This is a genomic window from Streptomyces sp. NPDC001339 (assembly GCF_042895955.1).
Classification (GTDB): domain Bacteria; phylum Actinomycetota; class Actinomycetes; order Streptomycetales; family Streptomycetaceae; genus Streptomyces.
In genome coordinates, this window is the sequence record NZ_JBIAWT010000022.1 from 1 (window position 1) to 17771 (window position 17771).

Consider the following 17771-nt stretch of genomic DNA (forward strand, 5'->3'; position numbering starts at 1 on the left):
CCCGTATGAGGGCGCGATCCGTGCCACACCACATTGGTCACCGATCACCGGGTGCAGCTGATCCACTGGCAACCCGTCAAGGAGACACGGCCTAGTTGCGGTATGCGGCGGGACAGCGGCCATCGCAGGGGGTGACTACTGCAGGAGTCGACATGATCACCCGTCGGTCGATGTGACTGAGCGCCGGAGTTGGCGGGCTTCGCCGACTCGGGCGCTCAGATCGCTGCACTGATGCGGTACACCGTCACTGGCTCGGAGGGTTGGTTCGTCGCCCGTGGCCTTGTCAGGGCGCGGCGGCCTACTGCCCAGCCCGGTGCCCTCCCCCTCCCGTTAAGATCGTCTGTCCGCAAACCGGGGGTTAAGGGCCCATACGGAGCGATCCGAAGACTGCGAATGCTGCTCGGCGGGTCGGCGATGCGGCGTGACAGCGGGAGGAACAGGACACGTGGGCGAGAAGCCACTCATCGCGGCCGTACGCAGGGGGGACGCGGAGGCCGTCGAGGCACTGCTGGAGACAGGGGCCGACCCCGATGCCGTCGACGAGCATGGCACACCCGCGCTGTGCCTGGCGGTGGATGCCTTCGACCTGCCGGTTGCCGAAGCCTTGATGTCGTCGGCCTGGCTGAACCGCATCGCTCCTGACGGCCGTACACCCCTGCTGCGCGCGATCGACCTCGGCGCCTGCGACATCACGGCCGCGCTCACCCATCGTGGGGCACATCTGTGGCCCAAGGACGCCGAGGGGCGCGACGCTCTGGAGCTGGCCCGGTACTGGCACATGAGGGGCACCGAGGCCGAACTGCGCCGCAGGAGCGGTACGTCGACGTCGGTCGGGCGCAGGACGGTGCGGCACGAGTCCGAGACCGTCTGCGAAGAACTGTCGCTCGGCGGCCTGACGGTCCGGAACGGGCACACCGCGATCCTCACCGAGCTGGAGCCCAGATACGGGATCACGCCGTCATTCGCCGAGCTGATGGACCGCGCCCTGGCCGAGCCGGACGTCGACCACGAGGTGTGGTGGGCCACCACATATACGCTCCAACAGCGCAACGACCCCACCGTCTGGGACGCGGCGGCCGCCCTGCGGGACCGTCCGGATGCGTTGCAGCGGTGCTTCGGTGCGGAAGTGCTCCGCCTGGCCATTGTGCTCGACGAGAGCGACGACGAGTCCTTCGACAGGCCGCTCGTCGACCTCATCCTTCCCTGGGTGGCGCGGGAGGAGGATCCACGGGTGATGCGGGCGCTCACCGCCGGACTGGTCGATGCCCTCGATCCCCGGGCCAAGCAGTTGCTGCCGACGCTCACCCGGCACCACGACAGCGAGGTACGGAAATGGGCGGTCTCCGGCCTGCACGGGCCGGTCGCGTGGGGAGACCCCGAGGCACTCGCCGCCGCCATAGAGCGCACTCAGGACGCGAACGCCGTCGTGCGTGTGCAGGCCTGTCGGGCGCTCGCCGAGGCCCCCACGGACTCCCCCGCCCCTTCGAACGCCCTTGCCGCATGCCTCCACGACGAGGAGGAGGCCGTACGGGTCACAGCGGCGGTCCGCCTGGCCCTGCGCGACGACCCGCGCGGCGACGAGGTGCTGCGCGGTCTCAATTCGACCGACCAGGACTCGCCGTACTACTGGGATCTCTATGACGTATGGCGCCACCGTGAGACTCCAAGCCCCGCCAACTGAAGTGCCCAAGCTCGCCAACTAGAACGCTCATCCGTCAACCGTGGCGCTCAGTCACAGTCGACATCACATTCACCCGTTCGTGAGATGCACCGCAATTCGAACATATGGTGGAATCTCTATTGTGACGTCTTACTCCTTCCCCGACGACCTCCTGCAAGCCCAGCGCGAGTGGTATGCCGCGTACCAGCAGCTCGCCACGACAGAGAATCCCGCCCAGACCACGGTCCTACGGCGCACGCTGCAGCGGCTGTCCGTACACATCGCCACCCACCCGTACTGGGCAAGCATCCCGGGCCGGGCGCCAGCTGCCCGTATGGCGCTGAAGCGGCAGGCATGGGATCCAGAAAAGGCCGGGTCATGACCACCAGCTACGTTGCCCACCCTCAGGTGCGGATAGCCCGCGCGATCCGCGAGCTGAGCGACTCTGCTGGCTATCCGCCGTCCATACGGGAGATAGCGGACGAGGTCAGGCTGAGTGCTTCGACGGTGGCCTACCACCTACGGGCAATGGAGCGTCAGGGGATCGTCACCCACACTCCGGGCCACAGTCGCTCGTACCAGGTGCTCCGGTAGGACGAAACTGGGCCAGTTGGGCGGCGGTGCTGCCACGCGGGATACGCATGCCGTGGTCCAGCGGTTGAAGACGGTCTCTGGCCGGCCTGCGCCGAGGCTGGCTTCAGATAGATGACCGCCTTTGAGTCATGGATCATGGTTGGAGGCGCGGGGCCAGGGAGTTGTGTCATGGGCCGCCCCAACCGGGCCACTCGGGCTGCCATCACCCAACGTCGCGCCGATGCGATCGATCTGAAGCTAGCCGGGGTGGACTGGCTGACGATCGGACGCAAGCTCGCCGCCGACCCGGCCATCAACTCCGACGGCATCGCCTACCCCCAGGGGTACGGCATCGACAAATACAAGCGCGGCCAGGAGCCCCCCGGTGACAAACGGCTCATCGAGCTCGCCTGCAAGGACGTCTCCAAGGCCCTCGCCGAACGCAGCACCGCCCTCGACGAGAGCTCCGACGAGTTGCGGCAGCTCATGGTGGAGCGACTGGAGCGACTCTTCTTTGGCGTCTACCGTGCCGCGATCCGCAACGGCGACTACCAAGCCGTCGACCGGGCCGTTCGGATCATCGAACGCAGCAGCCGCCTGCTCGGCCTGGATCGCCCTGTCCGTACGGAGCTGTCCGGACCGGACGGCGGCGCTGTCCAGGTCGAGACCGCGGGCCTGGAGGAGCTGGAGCGACTGATCAACCTCGCCGGCGGCGAGGGTGGCCAGGGCTGACGAGGCCGCGGTCCTCCAGATCTACCGGTCGCTTCCCGCGCAGCGCCGTCGGGAGATAGCCGCAGCCTCCACCCCCGAGCTTCGTGCGCGGCTCGTACGTATCGAGCGCGAGCTGGCGATGGACCGTTCACCCGGCGCGATGGCCTCCGTCCTCACCGACGGGCGGGAGATGCAGGCCCCGCACCTGGGGCTCATCGACGCTGCCTTCGAGCAGGTCGCCGCCGGGAAGCCGACCCGGCTGCTGCTGACGATGCCGCCCCGGCACGGCAAAAGCCGCCGCGCCGCCCGCTGGGCACCACTGTGGTACCTGCGGCGCCGCCCGGAGCACCGGGTGATGATCGCCTCCTACTCCTCCGACCTAGCTGATGATCACGGACGATGGATCCGCGACGCGATCCTCACCTACGGGCCGCAGATCGGCGTCAGCCTGCGTCCCGGCTCCAGTGCGGCGAACCGTTTCGACCTGGCCGGCACCGAGGGCGGCGCCGTCATGGCCGGTGTCGGCGGCGGCCTCACTGGCAAAGGCGCTCACCTAGCGGTCGTTGACGACCCGATCAAGGACGCGGCTGAAGCCTCTTCGCCCACCATGCGGAAACGGCTGTGGGAGTGGTGGCAGGCCGTCCTCCTGACCCGCATCGAACCGGGCGGCTCGGTCATCCTTATCCAGACCCGCTGGGACGAGGACGACCTCGCCGGACGTGTCCTCGCCGAGGAAGGCGACCGCTGGACCGTCATCGACCTGCCCGCCCTCGCACTATTCGAGAACGACGCTCTGGGCCGGCCAGTCGGCGCAGCCCTGTGGCCGGAGCGGTACGACGCCGATGCACTCGCAGAGATCCGCCGCTCCGTCGGTGAACGCGTGTGGTGGAGCCTGTACATGCAGCAGCCGCGCCCGCAGGACGGTGGCGTGTGGCAGTGGCCATGGATCACCAACAACCGCATCAGCGCCGCTCAGCTCCGCGGCATCGATCTCGCCCGCATCGTCGTCGCCGTCGACCCGGCGGGCGGGGAGTCCGCAGTCGGCGACGAGACCGGCATCGTCGCAGCGGCATCCGATCGCAACGGCCACCTGTACGTCCTCGACGACCGCTCCGGCAACCGCGGCGCCGATGCGTGGGGGCGCGAAGCGTGCCTGCTGGCAATCGATCTGCGCGCGGACGCGATCGTGGTGGAGAGCAACTACGGCGGCGACATGTCCCGCCAGATCCTTCAGCAGGCATGGCAGGAACTCCAGCGCGAGCAGCGCACCGAGAACATGCTGATGCCGGCCGTGCTGCCTGTGACCGCCAAGCATGGCAAGAGACTTAGGGCCGAGCCCATCGCCCAGCTCTACGAGCAGGGTCGAGTCCACCACGTTGGCGAATGGCCGGTGCTGGAGCAGCAGATGGTGACATGGGTCGCTGGCATGGACAGCCCGGACCGGATGGACGCAGCCGTGCACGCGCTGACCCAACTCGCGGACCCACAGCGGGCATCGATTGAGACGACGACGTATAGCGACGGCCGTCTCGCCGGCCGCCGATGAGGGACTTTCGCACCTCCGTTCTGTAGGATCCGGTGGCAGCGGATCCAGGGCGCCTCGTAGGGTGTTCAGCCGATAGCACCCATGATGCCTTCGTCGGGGGACCCAAATGACGCTAGACCATGATCGTGATCAGACCCGGGCATCCTCCACATCCGCGTCAGGCAGGAGCGGTCCAGGACAACCGCGTTGGGCTTGGTGGGTGGTGGGCATCGTCATTCCGGTCATCGGCATTCTTGTGACGTTGCTCGTTAGCGGGCGGGATGCCCCAACCGATGAGGACAGCACCACCTCCAGCACCCCCACTGGTGCCTCCGCGGCCAAGAGCGGCGAGGAGGCGGGCGAGACATCCAAGATCATGTTTGGACCGGGGGAGATTGAGGTCCATACGAGCGCGTACGGCGAAGACATTGAGCTGGACGCATCGAGACCCCTCGTGGAGGAGACAATCAAGGGGGCAGACCTGAACCTGATCTCGGCCGGGGATGGCACGGCTGCCTCCGCCACGTTTTTCGGCCCGCTGGCGGCTCACACCTTGGCGCCTCTTCCATCTTCGCCCTCAGAGGCCACGGAGGCAGAATGCGCTAAGTCGCTTCAGAAGAATGCCACCATGCAAGTCGACGGGCTGGTGAAGGGGCGACGTCTTTGCGTACAGACTGGCGAAGGGCGCATCGCCTACGTCCGGGTTGTGTCCGCTCCATCCACGGCTCACATGATCAAGATCTCCGTGACGATCTGGGACCTGCCCTCGTAGAGGGGCCACGTCGTCATGTGGTCGCCGAGGCGATGGGCTTGGCCACAGTCACACGGACTTTGCCTCCCGCACGCCTAGGCTGAGAGTCGGCGCGGGGCCGACGATTGGCTCTTGCTGCTGTGGGTGTGCGTGCTCTGCTGACCGATGCCTGGTCGTGGCTGAACTACAAGCCCGTCATGGCCTCCATCGTCGACGGTCGCCCGCACCGTGCGTTGGCCCCGGAGGTCCAGGCCAGCTGGCTGCCTGAAGATTCGATCCGCCGTCTGGCCGCCTACAAACTGCTGGCCGCCTACGACTCGAACCAGGCCGGGGAACTGGCCGCGCTGACCGGAAACGAGGCAGCCGCCGAACGGCGGGAGTTCGGTGATCCGTCGACGTTCGTTGATACGGCGCTCGCGCATCTGCTGGGGAAGTCCCAGCAGATCATCGTGCCCGGCGCTGAGCATGTCGGCGACGAGGACGCTACCCCCAAGGCCGTGGCTGCGGCGGAGATCCAACAGCGGCTGCGCGAGTGGGCGGAGGCCGAGCTGCTGCCGCTGCGGATGCAAGCAGCAGAGCGCAAGGCGGTCCTGCTGGGGGACGCGGTATATCTGTTGGCGTGGGATCCGGCCAAGGGCCGGGTAACGCTGCGCACGTACGATCCGGGCTTCTACTTCCCGGTGATGGGTGATGATGCCGACCCGGGCGACTACCCAACGAGAGTTCACCTGGCCTGGGAAATACCGGAGGACCCCCGTAAGGGGGTCAAACCCCGGGTGCGGCGGATCACCTTCGAGCTCGGCCCCATTGCCTCAGCCCGCGGCGGCCGCGAGGCCACGCGCCGCTACCCGTGGGCGCCAGAGCGTCCTTCGCATCTCACGTGCTACCTCTCTGACGCCGAATGGTCCATCGACGATCTGCGTCACGGCCAGACACTCGATGAACTCCCCCTGGAAAAGGCCCGGTTCCGTACCCGGCCGGACGGACAGGTCCTCGACCGGCTGGACTTGGTGATCGACTTCATACCGCTGGTCCACATCAGCAACACGGTCGACGACGGGGAGCACTTCGGGCAATCGGTGCTGGCAAAGGTGATGCAGGCCCTGGATGAGCTGGCAGAAACGGACACAGACTCGGCGCGCGCCTCGGCCACGACCGGAGCGCCCATCATCGGTCTTGCGGGGGCACGGGCGGAGCTGGACCGGGTGACCGGTCGGCCGAAGCCGCTGGCAGTGCAGCCTGGCACGATCTTCCAGCTCGCCGACGGCGGGCGCATGGATGTGCTGGACACCTCCAGTCAGCTGGCAGAGCTGCGGGCGCGGGTGGAGGAGATCCGGGACCGGGCAGCGATCAACGCCCGACTGCCGGCCGTCAGCCTGGGCACGGTCGACCCCACCGACGTGCCCAGCGGCTACGCCCTCCAGATCAGCCTTGGTCCGCTGGACTCGCTGGTCGATTCGATGCGGCTGGCCCGTGCCCACAAGTACGCGCTGCTGCTGAAGATGGTGCAGCGGCTGCACCAGGCCGGACGCGCTGACGGGTGGCCACTGGGCGAGACCCTGCCGGCCCGGCTGGTGTTCGGCCCGCACATGCCGACCGACCGGCAGGCCATCCTGGATGAGGTGGTCAAGGGGGTGGGGGCCGGAGTGTTCTCGCTGGAGACCGGCATCCGCATGCTGCAAGATGCCGGCTACCCCATCGAGGACGCCCGCGGGGAGGTCGCGCGGATCACGGCCCGAGACGCGGCTACGAGTCGAGATCAGGAGGCGCGAGCTACGTCTTCTTCAGGTTCTTGAAGCTCTCACGCTGCTCGGCAACCGGTCGGCGTAGCTCTTCTTCTGTCATGCGCCGCTTGGTGCCGCCGCCCCACTGGTACACGTAGGTGTCTTCGCCGCCGGGGACGTTGTCGATGCGCGTGACGACCAGGCAGTCCCCGGCGAAGTCCCCGAACTCCGAGGCGAGCAGCTCTCCTTCCCGGGACTGGCGTGCCTGGGCGATCTTCTTGCCGTCCCCATCGAAGAGGGCGATCTCTTCTTCCGAGGCGTGTGGCACGCACGAGCCGGGCTTCGAGCCCGGGCTGGCGTACTTCCCCGGTGCCACGCTCACCTCGTAGGCGGTGAACGGGCTGTGGTCCACCCACGGCCGCCACACCCACGCGGTCACACCAGCCGCGGCGGCCAGGACGCTACTGCCGGCCGCCCACCACAGTGCCCGCCCCCTGCTCGACTTCTTCGACCGCGGTAAACCCACGGAATCCGTCGATTCAGTCACAGAGCCCTCCTCACCTCTCGAAGATGATCATGCCAGGTGTATCCGGCATCTACCGACGTGCACTCGGTGAGAGCGTAACGTTGGCGTGCGTAGACTCGATCACGGCGCGGGGCCGTCGTGGGAGCAGCACCACTTGATGACCCGCAGTCTGCCTGACCCGTCTGCCGTGCTCGGTTACCGCCGTGACGGGCGTCCGATCCACCCGGTGCTCGGCGCGTCCGCCGAGGATCCGTCCAATGAGGAACCCCAGGTCTCCCTCAGCCAGAAGCAGCTCAGTGCGCTGATGGCGCGGGAGAAGGACCAGGGCGGCAGGGCGGCGGTGCGCGGCGTGGTGGACAAGCTGGGCTTTCCCAACCTCGGTGAGCTGGAGGAATTCGTGCGCGCCCAGCGCCAGGCCGCGGAGCAGCAGCTGAGCGAGGCGCAGCGGCGCGAGCAGGAACTCAGTGCCCGCGAACAGTCACTCGCCGCCCGTGAGACGGCCGCAGCAGCAAGAGAGCGGGAGGCCTCTCGCCGCGCGCTGCTGGCCGGTGTCGGTGCGACCGGCACGGACCTGGACGATGCGCTGGCGCTGCTGCGCGTCGACGAGGATGCCGACGAGGCCGCGGTCAGAGAGGCGGCCGAGGCACTGAAGAGCCGACGCCCCGAGCTGTTCAGCACAGTGGCAGGCAGCGACAGGGTGCTGGCCGCCCCCGGCGGCGCCCCCGCCTCTGCGCCGCCCCCGCGCCCGACCGGGAACCGCTCGCAGCCCGGCGCCGCGGGGCTGGAGATGGCCCGCCGACGGGGACTCCTCCCTCCCGCGCCGTAATCCATCCCGCACTTTCAACGGTCTTGGGGACCACGCCCCGCATCTCGTGGACCGCTCCACCACCCCGGTGAATGCGCGACCACCCGCACACCCAGGAGATCGCGGCGTTGAGTCTTCAGCCGTACACCACCTCTGTGACGGTCACCGCCAACCGGGACTGGCTCGCCTCCCGGCACGGCACCGACTCCACAGAGACCATCACCCTCGACCTGACCACCCTCACCAAGAACGCCCACTACGTCGAGCCGACAGCCGCCCAGCCGCATGGCTACGTCCGCTCCGGTGTCCCGGTCGGCCGGATCACCGACTCGGGCCTGTACGGGGCATACGACCCGGAGGCGAAGGACGGCCGCGAAGTGCTGGCCGGCCTCGTGTACGCAGAGGCCCCGTTTACGCCCGGCGTCACCAAGGTCCCGGCGGCGCTGTTCTGGCACGGCACCGTGAACACGGGGAAGATCCCCGGCGGCCTTGACCCGGCCAAGATCGCCCCGAACCCGGCCGGCGCACAGATCCGCTTCCTCGGGGCGGTGAGCGCATGAGCGTCGCCGACCTCCTGAAGAACGTTTCCGTCGCCGACCTCACGGTCTACGCCCGCACCATCCCAAGCCCGGACGACTTCCTGCTCACCAAGACGGTATTCGCCGAGACCCGGGTGCAGGACGTGAAGTGGCGCATTCGGCAGAACAAGCGCCGCGTAAACGCCGCCTCCTACCGCGCGTACGACACGAGCGTGCCGTTCGCGAAGCGGCAGGCCGAATCCACCCAGACCGAAGGCACGCTGCCTGCGCTCGGTCAAAAGTTGCTCGTCGGCGAGATGGAGCAGCTCCTCCTCGATGCTTCCCGCGGCGCAGATGAGGACCGCCTGGTCGAGTTGCTCTACGACGACGTGGAGCGGCACGTCGAAGCCATCCGCTCCCGCCTGGAACTCGCCGCCGGTGATGTCCTGCTGGACGGCAAGTTCACCCTGGCCGGAGAGAACGGGCTGGCGGTCGAGGTCGACTACGGGGTGCCGGCCGCAAACATGCCGACCGCGCCGAAGCCCTGGTCCGATCCGGACGCGGACCCGATCGCGGACGAGCTGCGGTGGATCGACTACCTCGACTCGATCGGCGCCCCTGCCCCGGAGATGGTCCTCACCTCCCGCAAGGCGTGGTCCCATCTCGCATCGAACGGGGCCTACAGGGCCGCGTACTACGGCACCCCGGCCGGCGGTCAGACTCCGACGGCGACGCTGAACCCGCAGCAGGTCAACTCGGTGCGCGGCAACTACGGCCTGCCCCCGGTGACCTTCTACAAGGCGCAGGTGTGGCAGGACGACGTGTCCAAGCGCGTGCTGCCGGAGGACCGGTGGATCATGCTGCCGCCGGACCGGGCGAAGTGGGGCCAGACCCAGTACGGCACCACCACCGAGTCGCTGGCCCTGTCTCGGGGCACGAACCCGCAGATCGAGCGTGAGGATGCCCCGGGCATCGTCATCACCCGCGATGTTGAGGATGACCCCGTGCAGATCTGGACCAAGGGTGCCGCGGCCGCGATGCCGGTCCTGTACTCGCCGGACTGCCACATCACCGCGAGGGTGCTGTGAGCGCAGCACCGAAGCCGCTCGGGGTTCTCGCAGCGACGGTGCACGTCCTCGACCCAGTAGAGCGTGTTTCTGTCGTTCTCCCGGCCGGGACCGAGGTCACCGATCCGGCGGTCAGCGAGCAGATCACCAACCCGACGTGCTGGCGGGGCGCACCCCAGACCATCACACGGCCGAGTATGCCTCCCCGGAAGGCGAAGGCCGCCCAGGAGTAGCCGCCGCGGCGGGGAGCACCCAGCTCCCCGCCGCTTCCTTGACAGGAGCATTCAGTGAACAGCGAGATCCTGCACTGGCTCCGAGCCCAGCTCGGCTCAGACATTGCCCTTGCGGACCTCACCCAGCGGTATCAGCGTCTCGGCTCCGCCCGCGCCGTCGTTGCCGAGGTCCTGCACGAGAGGATCACCGCGCTCCTCTCCGACCCGTTGAAGGTCACCGTGAACGGCATCGCGACCATCGACAACTCCGCGAACGTCGCTGCGTTAGAGCGCAGCATCGCCCAACTCGACCATCAAAGAGTGCCCGACGACGTTCTTCTCGAAGAGTCCAGCCTCAGCGCCGTTCCCCTCGTAGCCCGTCCACGACGCTGACAGCAGCCGACGAGCGCGCCAGCATTCCGAGACTCAATTTCCGACATCGAGCCTCCCACGTGAGTCCGGGACCGGCCGATCGACAGCAGCGCACCCGCAACGGCGGGAAATGTCAGCCTCAGCCTCCAAGCCCCCCACGGCGGCGGGGGGGGGAGAACTCCCTCCTCGACTCCAAGCGGAAGAAGGACGCCGAAGTATCCCGCCGCGTCGGCGGGGGTAGCCCACCAGAGACCGGCAAAGAGATCGGGGCCCGAAAGGAACAGCCCTGCCCGCCCTCAACGGGGATTCAGACAGGCAGGCAGCGACATAGCTCCTCGCTACCAGCGATAGCAAGCGAGCATGCAGTTGTTGCCAGTAGGAACCCGCCAACTGTGTCACCATCCGTGGTGCTTCGCACATCACAACAGTGATATCGCTTCAGGTCCGGCATGCTTTGACACCTGCGATCCCACCGCCTCGGGCTCATCGGCCCGACTCCGACGCATTCGTGATGATCCAGGCAAGGGCCTTCGACGGCCAACTTGCCTGCCGTGCCGTCACGTGCGTCACGAAACCACATGGCACCCATCGTCGGTGACTTACAATCACATGATTCACAAGAGGGGTGCCGCGCGCACGACGTCTGGGGGCAGGAGAGGCATGGCAGCGTCGAGCCTGGAGGCTTTACGGAAAGTGTGCGTTCCGCGGGAGGACGTACTTGAAGGCGGGTTAGCGGACAATCACTTCGCAGCACAGCTGGACAAGGTGGTCCGCGACGCGGAGCACTATCCGGTGTACGGCGACGCGGAAGCGTTCTTCGCGCAGACCTACCCCACGAGCGGCCTTAAAACGCTGCTCACCAAGACCTTCGGCCGCCTGAGCGGAGCGAAGGGCGTCGCAGGGGAGAACGGTGTTCTTCGCCCCACGACCTCGTTCGGTGGCGGTAAGACTCACGGCCTGACCGCCGTCTACCATCTCGCCAAGGGCGCCCGGCCGTCCAACATCGCCGAATTCCTGGACCCGGCTCTGCTTCCCGACGGCCCGGTCCAAATCGCGGCCCTGGTCGGCGATGCCCTCGACCCCACCCGGGGTGTCGAGACCAACGGCCATCGCACCTACACGATGTGGGGCGAGATGGCCGCGCAAATCAGCGACGACGCGTTCGCAGTGATGGAGGCGAACGACACGCAACGCACCGCTCCAGGCACCGCCACGATCAAGGCCGCCTTCTGCGGCAAGCCGACGGTGGTGATCGTCGACGAGATAGCCAAGCACCTGCGTGCAGTGGCCTCCTCCGGCAGCGAGGACGTACGCCGCATGGCTGGTGCGATGCCCGTCTTCCTCGGCAACCTCTTCGAGGTCGCTTCCGACCCGACCAACAAGGTCTCGGTCATCATCACCCTGGCCGCGACCACCAACGCGTTCGGCGCAGAGACCACCGAGATCAGCGAGCTGACCGGTGAGGAGAAGGAGAAGGCCGACGCCGCCAATGCAGTCTCGGTCAAGGCCGCCCAGGAGACTGGTGACGTGCTGGCCCGTGCGGTCCGGCCGAGCGCGGTGATCACGCCGGCCGATGACAACGAGATCGGAGAAATCCTCAAGAAGCGCATCTTCGCCTCCGTCGACGAGGATGCCGCCAGGGCAGCTGGGGATGCCTACCGGGACTTATACGTACAGCTCGCCAAGACCGAGCAACTCGCTGGCGGCGCCGAGCACCCGGCTTCCTACGGTAACTTGGTAGCCAAAACCTACCCGTTCCACCCCGAGCTGGTCCGCGTCCTCGACAAGCGCCTGGGCAACATCACCGAGTTTCAGCGCGCCCGCGGCGCCCTGAAACTCCTGGCCGAAGTCGTGGCCAATATCTACGCCAACAACGACGACACAGTGATCATCAACGTCGGCGATATCGACTACTCCAACGAGCCGGTCCTCAACCACCTCACTGACGGCCTCGGCCGCGCCGAGTACGCGAGCGTGGCCAAGGGGGACTTCGCTTCCAAGGCATCCCACGCGGCTGTCGTTGACGCTGACGTCTTCCCCGGCAAGCCTGCCTACGCCACCCGCGTGGCTCGCACAGTGTTCACCCACTCCCTGGAGATGGTCTCCACTGCAGGGGCGGGCCGCAACGACTGGCTGGTCGGCACTTTGTGCCCCGGCGAGGACGCCACCATCTTCGAGAAGGCGCTGACCGAGTCGGAGAAGGTCTTCTGGCATCTGTCGTACGACGGTGCTCGCTGGCGCTTCAACATTGAGCCCAACGTCAACGCCATTATCGAGACCGAGAAGCGCAACGTCGCCAACACTGCGGTCGCCGCAGAAGTCGACAGCCTGGTGCATAAGGCGTTCGCCAACGACGGCGGCGTCACCGCGATCCATTTCCCGTCAGGCCCTGTCGAGATCCCAGACAAGGACGCGCTACGGGTGGTCGTGCTCGACCACGATGTCGTCACCGTCGATCCGCGTCACGCCGACCAGCCGCCGGCACAGATTGTGGAGATGCTCGACAAAGCCGGCTCGGTCGGCACGCCGCGCAAGTACCGCAACTCCCTGGTCTTCGCCCTTGCCGACGCCGACCAGGTCCCTGCGCTCAAGGACCGAGCACGTGCTCTGATCGCCTCCAACAACCTCGCCGCGGATACCCACCGACTGGGCCAGTTCAGCGAGGAGGTCCGCAAGAAGGTCGAGGCCTACGACAAGGAGGCCCGCCTCCAGGCACGGATCGCAGTCACCCGGTGCTTCAAGCACATCTACTACCCAGCCGATGAGAAGACCACCGGCTACCTGCGCCACGGTGAGCTCGCCGCCCGGGCCCAGGGAGACCCGAAGAATGCCACCTCCGCCGTCATCACCCTGCTGACCGACGAAGAAAAGATCCGCACCAGCCCGTTCACGGCCTCCTTCCTCCGCAACCGCACTTGGGCCAACAAGGAGGCCACAAGCACGGCAGCGATAGCCGACTACTTCTGGTCCGACCACAAGGTCTCCATCGTCCGCAACACCTCCCTGCTCCGCGACGCGATCGTCAACGGCGTCAACCACGACAACTGGGTGTACTACGACTCCGCCAGAGGCAAGGCTTACACGGCCAACAACCAGGCCGGAATGTCGATCACCTTCAGCGTCGACACCGAGGTCATGATGATGGCCGAGGCGCAGAAGCGCGGCCTGCTGGTCCGTAAACCCACCCAGACTGACCTCCGCTCCGTGCTCACAAGCGACCAGCTCACCGGCGCCGACCTCCGCGCCCGCCTCGAGGCCGCCTGCGGCGGCGAGCCCTCCAAGACCGACGTCCTCGACCTGCTGGCCACCGCCGTCCAGTCCAGCGAGTACGGCTGGTTCGTCGTCACCGACACCGAACCTGCAGCCGGTGTCCGGGCGCTCTCACCCTCGGCGATCAAGGATAAGGGCCTCGACACCCTCCACATCCTGCCCCGCAACACCGCCGACGAGATCCGCGTCGAGGTCCCCACCCGTACTGTCACCTCCAAGACCTTCTCCGCGAGCGGACCTGGCGGCGCGGCCATGCAGAGCCTGCTCGACGCCGTTTCCGACTACACGATCCGCACCATCTCGACTCTCACGTTGAAGGTGAGCGCGGATGCCGCGTCTGGCACGAGCGACCTCGACCTCGCCGTCGCCTCGCTCGGCATGTTGCAGAGGCAGACCATCACGGTTCGCTCCACCATCCGCGCCGAGTACAAGGGGCTCACCGGAGGCGGCATCCAATTCCAAGGCACCGCCGAGCGCGCTGAGTTCCAGGTGGCCTACGGCCACGCCAAGAAGGCGCTCACCGCCGCCACGAAGGTGGTCGGTGACGTCACCCTCACCTTCCGGTTCAACCCTGCACTCGACGTCGACGACCCGCAGTTCGCGCAGATCCACGATGTGATCAAGAAGCTCGGCATCAAGAGCACAACGATGACGGCAGAGGTGACCAAGTGACCATGTCCCAGCGCGCGACCTCTGTCCCAAGTCGACGGCTCGCTGCCGTCGCCGGCGTCCGCGGCTTCCGTCTCATCGTGAAGCCCGGCCGCGGTGAGACCTACGGCCTCACCGTCGAGGAGACTTATGGCGAGGTCGGCTCCGCCCTCGCAACGGCACTCGTCACCCTCACACCGCGGCAGACGGGCCGGGTTGTCGACGCCCTCTTCGCTGCAGTGAAGCGATCGGGCCATCAGCACAGCGTGCTGGCCTTCAACCGCAAGGCACCCATACGGCTCACCGAACCCGACGGCCTGCGCCTGGCCCTGATCCTCCTGGCTACCCAGCCCATCGCCAAGCATGAGCGCGTCCGCGCACTCGTTGCCGGCATCAACGCCATGAGCACCGAGGAGACCTACTACTGGTACTCCAAGTGCATCGGCGTCGACGCCAACCGCGCCCGCAAGGCTCTCCGCACCCTCCTCTCCGACGACTGAAGGCAAGCACCCGTGACAACGCGGCCCAAGGTACTGGCTGAAAATTGGCTGCCGGTGGCAGCTCTGAGCATCGAGTCACGACGCGAAGCTGCCCCGATCCCAGGGCAGTTCCCGAAACTCAAGACCCTCCATCAGTGGTGGGCTCGTCGCCCTATCGTCGCCTCGGCGGCCACAGTTCTGGCGGGCATCCTGCCGGCCTGGAGCAACGAACTCGCGGAGCGGCACCCTACGATCAGCGGGCTGCAAACCGAACGGGCATATCGCGACTGGTTCAACCGCCTCGTCGGTATTTGGGGAGACCCAGTGCTGGCGAAACGAACTAGCGATGCCGCCAAGGCCGTGGGTGTCAAACTCAAGGACAACCCTTACACCTATCGCCCAGCGTTCAAGAACAGTGTTGGCGAGCAGGAGATCCGAGAGTTACACGACGTTCTCATCGACACCTGGGGCCACCTGCCTGCCATCGCTGATGTAACCGCTGGGGGAGGCTCCATCCCTTGGACCGCACTGCGCTTGGGTCTACCGACCTACGCGAACGACCTCAACAGCGTGGCCGTGTCGATCCTGAACGCAAGCCTAACGATCCCAGCCAAACACGGCACGGCGCTAACTCCAGTCCTGCGCAAGTGGGGTCAGCGGATCGTAGACGACGCCACGGCCAAGCTCCTTGAGTACTTCCCGAGGTCTGGCAGGGAGACGGTTACGAACTACCTCTACGCCCATGCGGTGGCTTGCCCCCGTACTGGCCGAATCGTGCCGCTTATGCCGGATTGGTGGCTTCGGAAGGGGCCAAAATCAGCCGCAGTGCGGATGCTCACTGAACTCGGCGGAGTCGAGTTGCAGACGCCGAGATTTGAAGTCGTGCATGGCTCAGATATCGACTTTGATGCCGATAAAGGTCTCTTTGCGGGCGGCCGCGCAATCAGCCCGTACGACGATCTTGTCGTTGATGGCGACTACATCAAGGCCGAGGCTAAGGCCGGCCGCATGACTCAGGTTCTCTATGCAGTTGTCGTCAAGACCTCCACTGGACGAACCTTCCGGTCGCCGACCGATGCCGATCTTGAGGCACTCGATAAGGCTGAGCGAGTGGTGGCGGAGAACATTGCCCTCTGGGAAGCCACTCACATCATTCCCTCGACCCCCATTCCCGAGGTGTCGAACTACGACCGCGGTCATCGGATGTACGGCATCAATAAATGGGCCGACTTCTTTTCCCCTCGCCAGCTCCTCACCCATGCTGCCTTCGTACAAGCGTTCCGGAAGGTTGCAGCAGAAGCGAGGGCTGAGCTCGATGAGAGCCTCTCGAATGACATCCTCACAGAGCTTGCGCTGATGCAGGGAAAGGCACTGAACTACAATGCGCGACAAACGTCTTGGAACGTGAACCGCCAGTCGACTCGCGCCGTCTTCGAGAAACACAACTTCGCGTTCAAGTGGACCTTTGTTGAGTTTCCGGGACCAGGAGAACTGCTGCCGTGGTGTTTGAACCAGCTGATCGACGCTTACCACGAGATCGCACGTCTACTCGAAGAGACTGGTAGCAGCGCGCCCGGTGCACGCCTGGATCGCGCGGTGCAGGTCACCGCCGGCCCCGCGGCCGACATCCCTTCCGTACCTGACGGATCCATCCAGCACATCTGCATGGATCCGCCGTACTACGCCAACGTCATGTACTCCGAGCTCTCCAACTTCTTCTACGCTTGGGAGCGGGAAACCCTCGGGGTTGTGTCGCCGGAGCTCTTCGAAGAGGAAAACACCGACCTCGAAAACGAGGCTGTCACCAATGGTGCACGGTTTGCAGCACTCGGGCGCCGTAAGAAGGTGATCGCTGACCTCGACTACGAGGCGAAGATGGCCGCGATCTTCACTGAGGGCCGCAGGATCTTATCCGACGACGGCGTACTCACGGTGATGTTCACCAACAAGAACGCTCGGGCATGGGATGCGTTGGGCTCGGCGTTGATCGCAGCGGGTTTCACAGTTGAGACGTCATGGCCTGTCGCTACTGAGCCTGAGACAAGCAGCCACCAGGCCAACAAGAACGCCGCAGAGTCCACGATCATGCTGGTCTGCCGTAAGCGGGACCAGGTCGATGATGGAGGGAAGCGGTATCTCGAAGACGTAGCGCACGAGGTTCGCACAGAAGCACGTAACGCGTCATTCCGCTTCGCAGAAGACGGTATCGAAGGTGTCGACCTCATGCTCGCTACCTACGGCCCCGCACTGTCTGTCATCTCACGGAACTGGCCCGTCTACTCGTCGATACCCGACGAGAATGGAGCCGACCGGCTCCTGAGGCCAGAGGAAGCTCTGAATATCGCACGTGAGGAGATCGTCGAACTCCGACGTCGACGCCTCGTAGGCGAAGTGGTCCAAGTCGATAGCCTCACCGACTTCGTACTTATGGCCTGGGACATCTTCAAGGCGCGAGAAGCCGACTTCGATGCTGCTCGGCTGCTTGCTCTAGCCGTTGGCGGACTCGACATCGACCACCTGACAAGAGCCAAGGTGCTCAAGAAAAAGGCTGGAACTGTGGAGTTGCTGACACCTGAGGAGCGGATCCGGAGGGGAAACGAAGGCGATGCTCCCGGAGTCCGCCCAGGGGCAGCTAAGTTTGAGCACCTGATCGATGCCATCGACACGATGCTTTACATCGCCAAGGTTGACGGGATGCAAGCTGCAAAGCGTTTCCTCGATCGGCATGGATACACCAGTGACGGCGCGTTCATCTCCACCATTCAGGGCCTGATTAACGCTATCCCCCGCAAGAAGTCAAAGGGCGCGTGGATCTACCCCGAAGCGGGGCTTCTCGACACGCTGTGCACACTTTACTTCGATAGTGTCCAGCTCCCAGCCGACGAACTCCCTGTAACCCAGATCAACGAAACAGTCGCTCTCTTCTAGAT

The 17771-nt window shown here is 65.9% G+C and carries 15 protein-coding genes; 14 read left to right on the plus strand and 1 reads right to left on the minus strand.

All coding sequences use genetic code 11. From position 1 onward, the window contains the following. The first annotated feature begins 445 nt into the window (after window positions 1–445). The 7 genes from ACFY12_RS34680 (at window position 446) to ACFY12_RS34710 (ending at window position 7016) form a co-directional block, all read left to right on the plus strand. Entirely contained in the window at window positions 446–1681 is a 1236-nt protein-coding gene (locus ACFY12_RS34680; protein WP_390719971.1) for a HEAT repeat domain-containing protein, read from the plus strand. Window positions 1682–1802: 121 nt separating this feature from the next. Next, window positions 1803–2042: a hypothetical protein gene (locus tag ACFY12_RS34685; RefSeq protein WP_390719972.1), complete on the plus strand. Its 240-nt coding sequence runs from the start codon at window positions 1803–1805 to the stop codon at window positions 2040–2042. Then, window positions 2039–2254: a winged helix-turn-helix transcriptional regulator gene (locus ACFY12_RS34690; RefSeq protein ID WP_390719973.1), complete on the plus strand. Its 216-nt coding sequence runs from the start codon at window positions 2039–2041 to the stop codon at window positions 2252–2254. Before ACFY12_RS34685 ends, ACFY12_RS34690 begins: the two co-directional genes overlap by 4 nt. Before the next feature lie 168 nt (window positions 2255–2422). Then, the gene (locus ACFY12_RS34695; RefSeq protein ID WP_390719974.1) at window positions 2423–2965 is read left to right on the plus strand and encodes a hypothetical protein; all 543 of its coding nucleotides are present in this window, start codon (window positions 2423–2425) and stop codon (window positions 2963–2965) included. Beyond that, window positions 2952–4490: a terminase large subunit domain-containing protein gene (locus ACFY12_RS34700; RefSeq protein WP_390719975.1), complete on the plus strand. Its 1539-nt coding sequence runs from the start codon at window positions 2952–2954 to the stop codon at window positions 4488–4490. Before ACFY12_RS34695 ends, ACFY12_RS34700 begins: the two co-directional genes overlap by 14 nt. Before the next feature lie 199 nt (window positions 4491–4689). Continuing rightward, window positions 4690–5241 carry a hypothetical protein gene (locus tag ACFY12_RS34705; RefSeq protein ID WP_390719976.1) on the plus strand — a complete coding sequence of 184 codons (552 nt, stop codon included), beginning with the start codon at window positions 4690–4692 and terminating at the stop codon, window positions 5239–5241. Between the two features lie 119 nt (window positions 5242–5360). Next, the gene (locus ACFY12_RS34710) at window positions 5361–7016 is read left to right on the plus strand and encodes a hypothetical protein (protein WP_390719977.1); all 1656 of its coding nucleotides are present in this window, start codon (window positions 5361–5363) and stop codon (window positions 7014–7016) included. Here the strand turns inward: ACFY12_RS34710 and ACFY12_RS34715 are convergent. Beyond that, window positions 6994–7470, minus strand: coding sequence for a hypothetical protein (locus tag ACFY12_RS34715; protein ID WP_390719978.1), 477 nt, complete (start codon window positions 7468–7470; stop codon window positions 6994–6996). The genes ACFY12_RS34710 and ACFY12_RS34715 overlap by 23 nt on opposite strands. A 157-nt stretch (window positions 7471–7627) precedes the next feature. Between ACFY12_RS34715 and ACFY12_RS34720 the strand changes: the two genes are divergently transcribed. From ACFY12_RS34720 to ACFY12_RS34750, 7 genes are all read left to right on the plus strand, one after another. After that, window positions 7628–8296 (plus strand): hypothetical protein, encoded by a 669-nt coding sequence (locus ACFY12_RS34720; protein ID WP_390719979.1) that lies wholly within the window; start codon window positions 7628–7630, stop codon window positions 8294–8296. Window positions 8297–8367: 71 nt separating this feature from the next. Beyond that, window positions 8368–8835 carry a head decoration protein gene (locus tag ACFY12_RS34725; RefSeq protein WP_390719980.1) on the plus strand — a complete coding sequence of 156 codons (468 nt, stop codon included), beginning with the start codon at window positions 8368–8370 and terminating at the stop codon, window positions 8833–8835. Continuing rightward, window positions 8832–9881: a major capsid protein gene (locus tag ACFY12_RS34730; RefSeq protein WP_390719981.1), complete on the plus strand. Its 1050-nt coding sequence runs from the start codon at window positions 8832–8834 to the stop codon at window positions 9879–9881. The genes ACFY12_RS34725 and ACFY12_RS34730 overlap by 4 nt, the downstream gene beginning before the upstream one ends. Before the next feature lie 266 nt (window positions 9882–10147). Next, the gene (locus ACFY12_RS34735) at window positions 10148–10465 is read left to right on the plus strand and encodes a hypothetical protein (RefSeq protein ID WP_390719982.1); all 318 of its coding nucleotides are present in this window, start codon (window positions 10148–10150) and stop codon (window positions 10463–10465) included. 639 nt (window positions 10466–11104) lie between these two features. Next, a complete protein-coding gene (locus ACFY12_RS34740) occupies window positions 11105–14386 on the plus strand; it encodes an ATP-binding protein (protein WP_390719983.1) in 3282 nt (1093 codons plus the stop codon). After that, window positions 14383–14862, plus strand: a complete 480-nt coding sequence (locus tag ACFY12_RS34745) for a hypothetical protein (RefSeq protein ID WP_390719984.1) — start codon at window positions 14383–14385, stop codon at window positions 14860–14862. The genes ACFY12_RS34740 and ACFY12_RS34745 overlap by 4 nt, the downstream gene beginning before the upstream one ends. Window positions 14863–14916: 54 nt before the next feature. Continuing rightward, window positions 14917–17769 carry a DUF1156 domain-containing protein gene (locus ACFY12_RS34750; protein WP_390719985.1) on the plus strand — a complete coding sequence of 951 codons (2853 nt, stop codon included), beginning with the start codon at window positions 14917–14919 and terminating at the stop codon, window positions 17767–17769. Window positions 17770–17771: the final 2 nt, after the last annotated feature.

Bases quoted from the DNA above. Each gene is read 5' to 3' on its own strand.
- ACFY12_RS34720 (WP_390719979.1), top strand. From the start codon at position 7,628: ATGACCCGCAGTCTGCCTGACCCGTCTGCCGTGCTCGGTTACCGCCGT.
- ACFY12_RS34730 (WP_390719981.1), top strand. From the start codon at position 8,832: ATGAGCGTCGCCGACCTCCTGAAGAACGTTTCCGTCGCCGACCTCACG.
- ACFY12_RS34695 (WP_390719974.1), top strand. From the start codon at position 2,423: ATGGGCCGCCCCAACCGGGCCACTCGGGCTGCCATCACCCAACGTCGC.
- ACFY12_RS34740 (WP_390719983.1), top strand. From the start codon at position 11,105: ATGGCAGCGTCGAGCCTGGAGGCTTTACGGAAAGTGTGCGTTCCGCGG.
- ACFY12_RS34725 (WP_390719980.1), top strand. From the start codon at position 8,368: ATGCGCGACCACCCGCACACCCAGGAGATCGCGGCGTTGAGTCTTCAG.
- ACFY12_RS34690 (WP_390719973.1), top strand. From the start codon at position 2,039: ATGACCACCAGCTACGTTGCCCACCCTCAGGTGCGGATAGCCCGCGCG.